This window comes from Streptomyces thermovulgaris, assembly GCF_002155915.1.
Classification (GTDB): domain Bacteria; phylum Actinomycetota; class Actinomycetes; order Streptomycetales; family Streptomycetaceae; genus Streptomyces; species Streptomyces thermovulgaris.
Map to the genome: position 1 here is coordinate 1 of NZ_MUME01000269.1, position 11185 is coordinate 11185.

Consider the following 11185-nt stretch of genomic DNA (forward strand, 5'->3'; position numbering starts at 1 on the left):
GCCGACGATGTCGACTTGGCGCTATTGCCTTATGGGTTTGGTATGAATCGTCACTCTGTGTATCACGGCAGGTCACGCCGGGCAATGAAGCCCGAGCGGAACCTGTCGCGTGGTCCTGTCGTTGATGTTTTTTCGCCGTCCGTCACGGTTTTTGACGACCGGTCGGGTGTGACCGCTTCGATGGTCTCACGCCGGCGGGCCGCGGTCCCGTCGTCCATCCGGTGCAGGCGGGGCGCACGGGGGAGGGAGGGCCGAGGTCCCGCCGCCCGGCCGGTGCGGGTGGGGTCGCACGGCAACGGCCGCCGTGCTGCCTTGCGCCCTGTGTGTGATCACTCCAAAAGCACAGGGGGCGCCTCTAGACTGTCCGCGGCGTACTCCTGGGCGGCGAGGGGAGGTTGACGGTGCGTAGGGCATGGGTCGTCGCGATCGCCGCCGTCGGCACCGTGTTCAGCTTCCTCGCCCTGCTCGTCGTGGGGGTGTACGTCGCCGCCGGGAACATCGCGGGCGGGACGGGCGGTGGAGCCGTGGGGCTCGCCAAGGGGGCGGTGCCGGCCGCGTACCGCGATCTCGTGCAGAAGTGGGGCAATCTCTGCTCCGCCATCAACCCCGCGCTGCTGGCCGCCCAGTTGTACCAGGAGAGCGGATTCAACCCCAGGGCCCAGAGCCCCGCCTCGGCGCAGGGGATCGCGCAGTTCATCCCGGGCACCTGGGCCACGCACGGCATCGACGGCGACGGCGACGGCAAGCGCGACGTCTGGGACCCGGACGACGCGATTCCCTCGGCCGCGGCCTACGACTGCAAGCTCGCCCGGTACGTCAAAAACGTGCCGGGGGACCCGACGCGCAACATGCTCGCGGCCTACAACGCGGGCCCGGACGCCGTCATCAGGTACCAGGGCGTGCCGCCGTACGAGGAGACCCGGAACTACGTCAGGCGCATCACGGCCCTGGCGAAGAGCTTCGCCGCGCCCGTCGGGCGGGTCGCCCCCGCCAAGCAGGCCGCCGGGGCCATCGCCTATGCGCAGAGCAAGCTCGGCACTCCTTATCTCTGGGGCGGGAACGGAACGCCCGAGCAGGGCGGGCGGTTCGACTGCTCGGGGCTGACCAAGGCGGCGTACGCGAGCGTGGGGATCACTCTGCCGCGGGTCGCCAACGACCAGTACAACGCCGGTCCCCATCCCAAGCGGAACGAGTTGCTGCCGGGCGATCTGGTGTTCTTCTCCGACGATCCGACCGATCCCCGGGCCATCCGGCACGTGGGCATCTACGTCGGCGGCGGATACATGATCAATGCACCGAGACCGGGGGCGGTGATCCGCTTCGATCCCATCGACACACCGGACTACTTCGGGGCCACCCGAGTCACCGCAGAGGGAGCAAAAGCTCTACCCACCTCCGCGTGAATCCAACCCCTGAGCTGCGGTGATGAATCTCTCTTCGATAACGTCTGCGTGATCATTCGGTGGAGTACGGAACGTATCCAACGGTGTGGTGCGTTGCTGTTGGCGTAGCGGATCTACAACCACGGGGGTGGGCAGGAGCGGCGCACACGGGATGCGCCGGGAACGACACGACGAAGGGGCCGCAGCGTCATGGCTGGACTCGCTGATTCCGGGTCGAACCCCGACGTCAACCTGCTCTACGACATCAACGGACTGGCCAAGGGCACACCGCGCTGGTTCGACCGTGTCATGGAGTACGTCGGTGAGTACGGGCTGCTGCTCGCCATGGTGCTGCTCGTGGTGGGGTGCTGGTGGTCCGTGCGGCGCCGGGGCGGTACGGAGGCGGCGGCGACCGTCGCCGCGCTGGTGTGGGCGCCGCTCGCGGCGGTCGTCGCGGTGCTGGTGAACGTGCCGATACGGGGGTTCGTGAAGCGGCCCCGGCCGTTCCTGGACCACCAGGGGCTGGAGGTCCTGGTCACCGGGAAGACCGACTACTCGTTCGTGAGCGATCATGCGACGGTCACCATGGCGATGGGGGTCGCGCTCTTCGTCGCCAACCGGCGGTTCGGTCTGGTGGGCATGGCGCTGGCGCTGTTCGAGGGGTTCTGCCGGGTGTACCTCGGCGTGCACTATCCGACGGACGTCGTGGGCGGGTTCGCGCTGGGCACGGCCGTCGCGCTGCTGCTGTCCCCGCCGGCCATGGCGCTGCTCACGCCGTTGCTGAGAGCGGTCGAGGCGTCGGCGTGGGGCGGGTGGCTGGTGTCCGCGCGGAGCTCCCGGGTGCGGCGGGACGAGACGGAGGCCGACCGCGACGATGCGCGGGAGCCGGCGTCGGCGGAGGAACGGGACCTGGCGGCGTAGGCCCGTGGTGGGCCAGGGCGGCACGGCCGGGCCGTGAGCGAGCCGTGGCCGGGATGCGCGGGGGCTGGTGCGTGCCGGTGGGGTGCCTGCCCGCGCCCGGGGTCGGTCCGCAGCCGGACGAGCCCGGCGGCCCTGTGCTGCCGCCTGCCGGGCCCCTGAGCCGGAACCCCGCCGAACCCGCCACCGGACCTGCCGCCGCCCCTCTCGGAACCCCCGATGGAATCTCCACGTGTTCTTCTCGTGAGCGTCCCGTGACCTCACCGCACTTTCGGCGGGGGTTCACCCCTCGTTCACTTACGGCCATGGGCGGCTTCACTTGTTCTGCCTAGTTTCGGCCTCACCCGGTGCTGATGCGCCTTCCGGCGCATCGGCGTCGCCCACACTTCGCACGCCGCCGATCAGGACGGCGGCTCCTGGAAGGAACTCACGTGAAGCTTCAGCGCAAGAACCGGCGGGCACTCGCTCTCGGCGCTCTCGCCGTCTCCGGCGCCCTGGCCCTCACGGCGTGCGGTTCTGACGACACCGGCGGCACCAACGGCGCCGGCGGCGACAGCACCACCGCCTCCACCAGCTCCATCAAGTGCGACGACGCCAAGGGGCAGCTGCTGGCGGACGGCTCCTCGGCGCAGAAGAACGCGATCGACGCCTGGGTGAAGCAGTTCAGCCAGGCCTGCGGCGTGCAGATCAACTACAAGGGCGGCGGCTCCGGCGCCGGTATCACGGCGTTCACCCAGGGACAGGTCGCCTTCGCCGGCACCGACTCCCCGCTGAAGCCCGAGGAGGTGGCCGCCTCCCAGAAGGTCTGCGCCGACGGCCGGGGCATCGACCTGCCGATGCTCGGCGGTCCGATCGCGGTCGGCTACAACCTTCCCGGGGTCGACAACCTGGTTCTGGACGCCCCGACCCTGGCCAAGATCTTCGACAGCAGGATCAAGAACTGGAACGACCCGGCGATCAGGAAGCTGAACCCCGACGCCGACCTGCCCGACCTCAAGATCCAGGCGTTCCACCGCTCGGACGAGTCCGGGACCACCGACAACTTCACCAAGTACCTGAAGGCCGCCGCGCCGGACGACTGGAAGTACTCCGGCGGCAAGGCCTGGCAGGCCAAGGGCGGTCAGGCCGCCCCGCAGTCCTCCGGTCTGGCCCAGCAGGTGAGGCAGACCGAGGGCGCCATCGGCTACTTCGAGCTGTCGTACGCCAAGGGCATGTCCACGGTCGCCATCGACACGGGTGCCTCCGCCCCGGTCAAGGCCACGGTCGAGAACGCCTCCCGGGCCATCGCGGACGCCAAGATCGTCGGCACCGGCAAGGACCTGTCGCTGGAGCTGAACTACAAGACCAAGGCCGAGAACGCCTACCCGATGGTCCTGGTCACCTACGAGGTCGTCTGCGACAAGGGCAACAAGAGCGACACCCTGCCGGCCACCAAGGCGTTCCTGCGCTACATCGCCAGCGAGGAGGGCCAGAGCCTGCTCGCCCAAAACGACTACGCCCCGATCCCCGACGAGATCATCGGCAAGGTCCGCACCACCATCGAGGGCCTGAGCTGACCCGTGCGGGCCCGGCCCTCCGCGCCAGGGGCCGGGCCCGCACCGTCCGGTGCACCGCCGCCAGGCGCCGTACGACGCGTACGGCCCCGCAGACCGGAGAACTCGATGGACACAGCCACACACCAGACCCAGGCGGGCACCCCCGTGCCCCCTCCACGGCCGAGTGCGGCCGGGCAGAAGCGCGCCGCCCGCGGCGCCACCCACCTCGGGGACCGGATCTTCCTCGGCCTCTCCCGCGGGTCCGGCGTCCTCCTGCTGCTGATCATGGCCGCGATCGCGGTCTTCCTCACCTACCGTGCGTCCCTGGCCATCGGCCGGGACCACGGCAACTTCCTGACCACCTTCGAGTGGAACACCAACCAGGACCCGCCGGTCTTCGGCATCGCCGTGCTGGCCTACGGCACGGTGGTCTCCTCGGTCATCGCCATGGTCCTCGCGGTTCCCGTCGCGGTCGCCATCGCGCTCTTCCTCACGCACTACGCACCGCGCCGGCTGAGCGGCCCCATCGCCTATGTGATCGACCTGCTCGCCGCCGTGCCGTCCATCGTGTACGGCCTGTGGGGCGCACTGATCCTCGTTCCCCACATGAACGGCCTGTTCGGCTGGCTCGACGACCACCTCGGCTGGACCGGGATCTTCTCCTGGGAGGGCGGCGCCCCCCGCTCGATGCTCACCGTCGGCATCCTGCTGGCGATCATGATCCTGCCGATCGTGACCAATGTCAGCCGCGAGGTCTTCCGCCAGGTCCCGCGCATGCACGAGGAGGCGGCCCTGGCCCTCGGCGCCACGCGCTGGGAGGTCATCCGCATGGCGGTGCTGCCCTTCGGCCGCTCCGGGGTGATCTCCGCCTCGATGCTCGGTCTGGGCCGTGCGCTCGGCGAGACGATGGCCGTGGCCACCGTGCTCTCGCCGACCTTCGACATCAAGGCCAGCCTGCTCGATCCGGGCGGCGGCACCTTCGCCCAGAACATCGCCGGCAAGTTCAGCGAGGCCACGGAGTTCGGCCGTGACGCGCTGATCGCCTCCGGGCTGGTCCTGTTCGTCATCACCCTGCTGGTCAATGGCGCGGCTCGCATGATCATCGCTCGCCGCAAGGAGTACTCGGGAGCCGCCGCATGAGTCACGCAGCCATCGCCGGCACCAGGACCGAGCGGGACCGGAGCAGCCTGCACGGGGCCCGACTGCCCCGGTGGTCCCCGTACGCCATCGCCCTCGGGGCGGCGGCCCTGGCGGTTCTCGTCGGCACGCTCGCCGGTCTTCACAGCCGCATCCAGTGGGGGCTGATCGCGGCGGCCCTCTTCGTCCTCGGCCTGTACGGCGCCTCCGCGCGCGTCGAGGGCCTGCGCCGGGCCAAGGACCGGCTCGCCACCAGCCTCGTCTGGGCCGCCTTCCTGCTCGCCGTGGTGCCGCTGGTCTCCCTGATCTGGACGACCCTCACGTGCGGTGTGAAGGTCCTGGACGTCCACTTCCTGACCCACTCCATGGGCGTGGTCGCCGACACCGAGCCGGGCGGCGGCATCTACCACGCCATCGTCGGCAGCCTCCAGCAGGTCGGCCTGGCCACCCTGATCGGTGCGCCGATCGGCGTGCTCACCGCGATCTACCTGGTGGAGTACGGGCGCGGCAGGCTGGCCCGGGCCGTCACCTTCTTCGTCGACGTGATGACCGGCATCCCGTCGATCGTCGCGGGCCTGTTCATCCTCAGCCTGATGCTGATCCTGAAGATGCAGCCCTTCGGCTTCGCCGGCTCGCTGGCCCTGGCCATCCTGATGATGCCGGTCGTGGTCCGCTCCACGGAGGAGATGCTCAAGCTCGTGCCGAACGAGCTGCGCGAGGCGTCCCTCGCCCTGGGCGTGCCGAAGTGGCGGACGATCCTGAAGGTGGTCCTGCCGACCTCGATCGGCGGCATCACCACCGGCGTCGTGCTGGCCGTCGCCCGGATCGCCGGGGAGACCGCCCCCGTGATGCTGCTGGTGTTCGGCAACCCCTTCATCAACAACAACCCCTTCGAGGGGGCGCAGGCCTCGCTGCCGCTGTACATCTACCAGCAGTACGCCAACAGCGCGGGCTCCGGCGCGGCGTACGACCGTGCCTGGGCGGCCTCGCTCACCCTGATCGCCTTCGTGATGCTCCTCAACCTGGGGGCCCGCGGCATCGCCCGCTGGAAGGCGCCCAGGACCGGTCGCTGACGCGGCCACCAGCGATCGAGGACGGGAAGTGGAGAAGTAGTCATGGCCAAGCGAATCGACGTCAGCGGACTCACCGCCTACTACGGCAGCCACAAGGCGATCGAGGACATCTCGATGACGATCGAGCCGCGCTCGGTGACGGCGTTCATCGGCCCCTCCGGCTGCGGCAAGTCGACGTTCCTGCGCACCCTCAACCGCATGCACGAGGTGACTCCGGGCGGCCGGGTCGAGGGCAAGGTGCTGCTGGACTCCGAGGACCTGTACGGCGCCGGGGTGGATCCGGTGGCCGTGCGCCGCGAGGTGGGGATGGTCTTCCAGCGGCCGAATCCTTTCCCCACCATGTCGATCTTCGACAATGTGGCGGCGGGGCTGCGGCTGAACGGCAGGTACAAGAAGAGCGAGCTCGCCGACATCGTCGAGAAGTCGCTCAGGGGCGCCAACCTCTGGAACGAGGTCAAGGACCGGCTGCACAAGCCGGGGGCCGGGCTGTCCGGCGGTCAGCAGCAGCGGCTGTGCATCGCCCGTGCCATCGCGGTGGAGCCGAAGGTGCTGCTCATGGACGAGCCCTGCTCCGCCCTGGACCCGATCTCGACCCTCGCCATCGAGGACCTGATAGGCCAGCTGAAGCAGCGGTTCACGATCGTCATCGTGACGCACAACATGCAGCAGGCGGCGCGTGTGTCGGACCGCACGGCGTTCTTCAACCTGGCCGCGGTGGGCAAGCCGGGCCGGCTGATCGAGATCGACGACACCGAACGGATCTTCTCCAATCCGTCCGTGCAGGCCACCGAGGACTACATCTCGGGCCGTTTCGGCTGAGCCGCGGCTGGTCTCCGGGCCCCTCGCGGTGCTGCATGGCGGTGCCACCGCGGGGACGCAGAAGGGCCCGCCCCCGGGCACCGGGGGCGGGCCCCGTGCTGTTCTCCGGCCGGGGCGGCCGGGTTCATTCGGCGATTTCGGTGCGTTCCCACCATCGGTAGACGGTGACCTGTCCCTCCTCGGTGTCCTCGTGGCGCGAGGTGACCTTGTAGTGCTCGTATCCCCCGAGGTGCGGGATCTTCAGTTCCTGTCCCGGAGGGACCACCGGTACGACGGTGCCCGCGAGGTCCTCCGGCCCGCCCTCGAGGAGTGCCTTGACAGTCATGTTTCCAGTGTCGTCGTGCCGGGCCGGGCTGCTACACGGGAACCGGCTGCGCGAAGGCCGGTGCACGAGGACCGGGTGCACGGGGCCGGCCGTACGGGGACGGCCGGATCAGGCGGAGAAGACCAGCTGGATCAGCCAGAAGACGCAGGCCGCCACGGCCGCCGCGGCCGGCATGGTGATGAACCAGCCGATCACGATGTTCTTCGCCACGCCCCAGCGGACCGCGTTCACCCGCTTCGTCGCGCCCACGCCCATGATCGCCGAGGTGATCACATGGGTGGTGGAGATCGGCGCCTTGAAGAGGTACGCCGTGGCGAACATGATCGACGCGCCGGTCGTCTCGGCGGCGAAGCCCTGCGGCGGGTCCAGCTCGATGATCTTGCGGCCCAGGGTGCGCATGATGCGCCAGCCGCCCGCGTAGGTGCCCAGGGACAGCATGAGGGCGGCGGCCAGCTTCACCCAGGTCGGGATCGGGTCGCCGTAGTCCTCCACATCGGCGATGACCAGCGCCATCACCACCACACCCATGGTCTTCTGGGCGTCCTGCAGACCGTGTCCGAGCGCCATGCCGGCCGCCGACACCGTCTGGGCGATGCGGAAGCCGCGCTTGGCCCGGTGCGGATTGGCCCGGCGGAAGATCCACAGGATCGCCGTCATCACCAGATAGCCGGCGACCAGGCCGATCAGCGGCGACAGGAACATCGGGGCGACGATCTTGTCCAGGACGCCGGACCAGTACACCGTCGTACCGCCCGCCAGGGCCGCGCCCACCATGCCGCCGAACAGCGCGTGCGAGGAGGACGAGGGCAGGCCGAAGTACCAGGTGATCATGTTCCAGGTGATGGCCCCGAGCAGGGCGGCGAAGAGGATGCCCATCCCCTTGCTGCCCTCGGGGGTCTGGATCAGACCCTCGCTGACGGTCTTGGCGACCCCGCTGCCCAGGAAGGCGCCGAGCAGGTTCATCACCGCGGCCATCGCCAGGGCGGCGCGCGGGGTCAGGGCGCGGGTCGACACCGATGTCGCGATGGCGTTGGCCGAGTCGTGGAAGCCGTTGGTGTAGGCGAATCCGAGGGCGACCAGGACGGTCAGTATCAGAGCGAAGGTGTCCATGGACGCCTCAGGACTCCTTGACCGCGATGGTCTCCACCGTGTTCGCCACGTGTTCGAAGGCGTCCGCGGCCTCTTCCAGGACGTCCACGATCTGCTTGAGCTTGAGCACCTCGATCGCGTCGTACTTGCCGTTGAACAGGTGCGCGAGGAGCTTGCGGTGGATCTGGTCCGCCTGGTTCTCCAGGCGGTTCACCTCGATCCAGTACTCGGTGAGGTTCTCCATGGTCCGCAGGTGCGGCATGGCCTCGGCCGTCAGCTCCGCCGCCCTGGCCAGGACCTCGATCTGCTGTTCTATGCCCTTGGGCAGTTCCTCGATGTTGTAGAGGACGACCAGGTCGACGGCCTCCTCCATGAAGTCCATGATGTCGTCGAGGGAGGAGGCGAGGGAGTAGATGTCCTCCCGGTCGAAGGGGGTGATGAAGGAGGAGTTCAGCTGGTGGAAGATCGCGTGCGTCGCGTCGTCACCTGCGTGTTCCGCCGCCCGCATACGCTCTGCGATCTCGGCCCGGGCGGAGGTGTCCGCCCCGAGCAGTTCCATCAGGAGCTTCGAGCCTGTGACGATGTTGTCCGCGGAGGCGGCGAACATGTCGTAGAAGCTCGTCTCCCTGGGGGTCAGACGGAAGCGCACGTGGGATCCTCGGGGTGCTTCGGTTTCGGTCAGGCTGATGCTAAAGGCATCATTCGGCCACGGCTAAGGGGCCGTCCCCAGTGTCACCCATCGGGCACGGCGCTCCGCACGGGGGGCTTGCCAAGGATCCTGCTCCCCCGTGAAGTTCGTTACGATATACCCGGCGGGGGTATATATCCACCTTCTGTTCCGTGCGGTCCGAAGAGGAGGACGCGATGACGACCACCGAGGCCGGCGCGACAGCGCCCTCCGAGGACGACGGGCGCGAGACCGTCACGTACGGGTATCACCATCACAAGAGCGAGCACGTCAAGCGGCTGCGCCGGATCGAGGGCCAGATCCGCGGCCTGCAGCGGATGGTCGACGAGGACGTCTACTGCATCGACATACTCACCCAGGTGTCCGCCTCCACCAAGGCCCTGCAGTCCTTCGCCCTCCAGCTGCTGGAGGAGCACCTGCGGCACTGCGTCGCCGACGCGGCCGTCAAGGGCGGCGCGGAGATCGATGCGAAGGTGGAGGAGGCCACGAAGGCGATCGGACGGCTGCTGCGGACCTGAGCCGGACGGATCCGGTCATCGGCCGGTGCCGGCCTCACGCTCCTCGGTCACCCGCAGCACCTTGTCGATGCTTTCCAGACTGAGCCGTTCCTCGGCCGCCGAGGCCGCGATGATCAGGTCTCCGCACAGTTCTATCTCGGCGAGAGCCACGTGGTCCTGAACCGCTCTTGCGCGCATCAAAGCCACGTGCATCACCTCATTCCCTGCCGTTGCCGGGCTTTCCGGGGTCCCGCCGTCACCGGTCCGCTGCTCGTTCCCGCCCGCTCGGCACGGAGCGGGAGGAGAAGGGAAGAGGCGGGGGAAGCATGACGACAGGGTCCAGGGTAGGGAGCGGCCCACGCGCCGCGCATGGCACGGAAGGGCTAGTTCGCCGGTCCTTTCCGGCCAGTCACCCCTGTTTCTCGGCGATCCGTCCGGTGTAGATGTCCTCGGCCCGCGGCAGGGTCACGGTCACCGGGACGCCGAAGGCATGCAGGTGGGTGGTCGAATGGACGGCCACGGCGCGGTTCCGCCGGCCGTTGACGAAGGCGAAGCGCTGGCGGATCTTCCGGATGCGCCCCTGGTCGTCGAGATAGACGTCGAACGGGACCAGGGCCGTGGCGAACCCTTTCGCCGCCGCCCTCAGCGCCGCCGCGTCGGCCGCTGAGGCGCTCCGTGCGGCCAGGGCCAGATCGGCGGTGCCCCGGTAGTGCCGTACCGCGACCCCGGAGATCTCGGTCCTGCCGACGAAGGTCGCCGTACGGGTGCCGCGCAGGATCTCGGCGGCGGCGTACGGGTCGGTGGCGCCGCCGGTGACCAGATTGCCGTCGACGAGCGAGGCCGTGTCGATCCGCACCCACTTGTCGGCGGGCACCCCGGCTCCCCGGTTCTTCATGAACAGGGCGCCGGGCGTGAGGATCTCGGTGATCGGCAGATGCCCGGCGGTCCCGGTCGGCTGCTGCGGCAGCACCAGCGTCAGATGTCCCCGCTGCCCGCGGAAGTCGTAGACCCCCGTGCCGCGGATCTTCACACGGGTTCCGCCGGTGGCCATCTCCATCGACGTACGGGCCTGCGCGCTGCCCGCCTCCAGCAGCACGTCCGGCGCCTGGCGCAGGATCTGCACCGGGTCGGCCACGGCGCGGGCGTCCTCGGCGGCGCCGTCGGCGCAGCCCGTGACGCTCAGGCCGACCAGGAGCCCTGCCACGAGGACCGTGCCCCTCGGCCTCGCTCGCGCGGGGGCGGTCCCCGGCCGCTGCCGCTGTGTCATCGCCTGCCCACTCCCAGCGCTCCGTCCGTCAAGGGCCCCTGTCGTCCGGTCAACGACGGGCGGGCGGCCCCCGTCACGCGCCCACCGGAGCGACAGCCGGCCGTAACGCGCCGTTCACCTTGCGTGGATACGTTCGTCGTCGTGGCGTACCACGAGGAGCGCGCTGCCGTTCTCACGGCACCCGAGGGCCCGCTGAAGGCCCCCGAGGGCCGAAGCGGGCCGGCGCACGGCGCGACGACCGTCGAACAGGGCCGCTTCTGCCTGGCCCGCTGCACCTGCGGCTGGCGCGGCCCCGCCCGCAGGGCCCGCAGCCTGGCCCGCACGGACGCGGAGGGACACGTGCGCGGCGCGGCCTAGGTGTTCTGTCCACGGAGGTTGGTGACAGCGATCACTGACGTGTGATCTTGAAATGGGTGAGGGCCCTCTGGCTCGGTGTGGATTGCGAGATCTGCACC

General features: G+C 69.5%; 13 protein-coding genes. 8 read left to right on the plus strand and 5 right to left on the minus strand.

The features are described from left to right. Positions 1-401: 401 nt before the first annotated feature. From CCN35_RS20355 to pstB, 6 genes are all read left to right on the plus strand, one after another. On the plus strand, positions 402-1403 hold the full coding sequence (locus CCN35_RS20355; RefSeq protein ID WP_086793835.1) for a C40 family peptidase: 1002 nt from the start codon (positions 402-404) through the stop codon (positions 1401-1403). A gap of 189 nt (positions 1404-1592) precedes the next feature. Beyond that, positions 1593-2303: a phosphatase PAP2 family protein gene (locus tag CCN35_RS20360; protein ID WP_067399906.1), complete on the plus strand. Its 711-nt coding sequence runs from the start codon at positions 1593-1595 to the stop codon at positions 2301-2303. Between the two features lie 428 nt (positions 2304-2731). After that, positions 2732-3856 carry a phosphate ABC transporter substrate-binding protein PstS gene (gene pstS, locus CCN35_RS20365; RefSeq protein ID WP_067399899.1) on the plus strand — a complete coding sequence of 375 codons (1125 nt, stop codon included), beginning with the start codon at positions 2732-2734 and terminating at the stop codon, positions 3854-3856. A gap of 105 nt (positions 3857-3961) precedes the next feature. Further along, positions 3962-4975, plus strand: a complete 1014-nt coding sequence (pstC, locus tag CCN35_RS20370; RefSeq protein ID WP_067399894.1) for a phosphate ABC transporter permease subunit PstC — start codon at positions 3962-3964, stop codon at positions 4973-4975. Beyond that, positions 4972-6045, plus strand: a complete 1074-nt coding sequence (gene pstA / locus CCN35_RS20375) for a phosphate ABC transporter permease PstA (RefSeq protein WP_086793837.1) — start codon at positions 4972-4974, stop codon at positions 6043-6045. Before pstC ends, pstA begins: the two co-directional genes overlap by 4 nt. A gap of 42 nt (positions 6046-6087) precedes the next feature. Further along, positions 6088-6864 (plus strand): phosphate ABC transporter ATP-binding protein PstB, encoded by a 777-nt coding sequence (gene pstB / locus CCN35_RS20380; protein WP_067399886.1) that lies wholly within the window; start codon positions 6088-6090, stop codon positions 6862-6864. A 124-nt stretch (positions 6865-6988) separates the two neighbouring features. On the opposite strand, the gene CCN35_RS20385 is transcribed toward pstB, so the two are convergent. The 3 genes from CCN35_RS20385 to CCN35_RS20395 form a co-directional block, all read right to left on the minus strand. Further along, the gene (locus CCN35_RS20385) at positions 6989-7189 is read right to left on the minus strand and encodes a DUF5988 family protein (protein ID WP_067399883.1); all 201 of its coding nucleotides are present in this window, start codon (positions 7187-7189) and stop codon (positions 6989-6991) included. Positions 7190-7297: 108 nt separating this feature from the next. Beyond that, positions 7298-8299, minus strand: a complete 1002-nt coding sequence (locus CCN35_RS20390) for an inorganic phosphate transporter (protein ID WP_086793839.1) — start codon at positions 8297-8299, stop codon at positions 7298-7300. A 7-nt stretch (positions 8300-8306) separates the two neighbouring features. Further along, entirely contained in the window at positions 8307-8927 is a 621-nt protein-coding gene (locus CCN35_RS20395) for a DUF47 domain-containing protein (protein WP_067399877.1), read from the minus strand. A gap of 215 nt (positions 8928-9142) precedes the next feature. Between CCN35_RS20395 and CCN35_RS20400 the strand changes: the two genes are divergently transcribed. Further along, entirely contained in the window at positions 9143-9484 is a 342-nt protein-coding gene (locus tag CCN35_RS20400; protein ID WP_067399874.1) for a metal-sensitive transcriptional regulator, read from the plus strand. Between the two features lie 15 nt (positions 9485-9499). Here the strand turns inward: CCN35_RS20400 and CCN35_RS30005 are convergent, their stop codons facing one another. After that, a complete protein-coding gene (locus CCN35_RS30005; protein ID WP_268877215.1) occupies positions 9500-9634 on the minus strand; it encodes a hypothetical protein in 135 nt (44 codons plus the stop codon). Positions 9635-9872: 238 nt separating this feature from the next. Continuing rightward, positions 9873-10730, minus strand: a complete 858-nt coding sequence (locus CCN35_RS20405) for an SCO4651 family lipoprotein (protein WP_067399870.1) — start codon at positions 10728-10730, stop codon at positions 9873-9875. Between the two features lie 141 nt (positions 10731-10871). Here CCN35_RS20405 and CCN35_RS20410 point away from each other — a divergent pair, with 141 nt between their 5' ends. After that, positions 10872-11087, plus strand: coding sequence for a hypothetical protein (locus CCN35_RS20410; RefSeq protein WP_143631692.1), 216 nt, complete (start codon positions 10872-10874; stop codon positions 11085-11087). Positions 11088-11185 lie beyond the last annotated feature (98 nt).

What these genes read in the sequence shown, in the direction of transcription:
- pstA (WP_086793837.1), top strand. Translation starts at nt 4,972, where the DNA reads ATGAGTCACGCAGCCATCGCCGGCACCAGGACCGAGCGGGACCGGAGC.
- pstC (WP_067399894.1), top strand. Translation starts at nt 3,962, where the DNA reads ATGGACACAGCCACACACCAGACCCAGGCGGGCACCCCCGTGCCCCCT.
- CCN35_RS20405 (WP_067399870.1), bottom strand. Translation starts at nt 10,730, where the DNA reads ATGACACAGCGGCAGCGGCCGGGGACCGCCCCCGCGCGAGCGAGGCCG.
- CCN35_RS20400 (WP_067399874.1), top strand. Translation starts at nt 9,143, where the DNA reads ATGACGACCACCGAGGCCGGCGCGACAGCGCCCTCCGAGGACGACGGG.
- CCN35_RS20385 (WP_067399883.1), bottom strand. Translation starts at nt 7,189, where the DNA reads ATGACTGTCAAGGCACTCCTCGAGGGCGGGCCGGAGGACCTCGCGGGC.
- pstB (WP_067399886.1), top strand. Translation starts at nt 6,088, where the DNA reads ATGGCCAAGCGAATCGACGTCAGCGGACTCACCGCCTACTACGGCAGC.
- CCN35_RS20360 (WP_067399906.1), top strand. Translation starts at nt 1,593, where the DNA reads ATGGCTGGACTCGCTGATTCCGGGTCGAACCCCGACGTCAACCTGCTC.
- CCN35_RS20390 (WP_086793839.1), bottom strand. Translation starts at nt 8,299, where the DNA reads ATGGACACCTTCGCTCTGATACTGACCGTCCTGGTCGCCCTCGGATTC.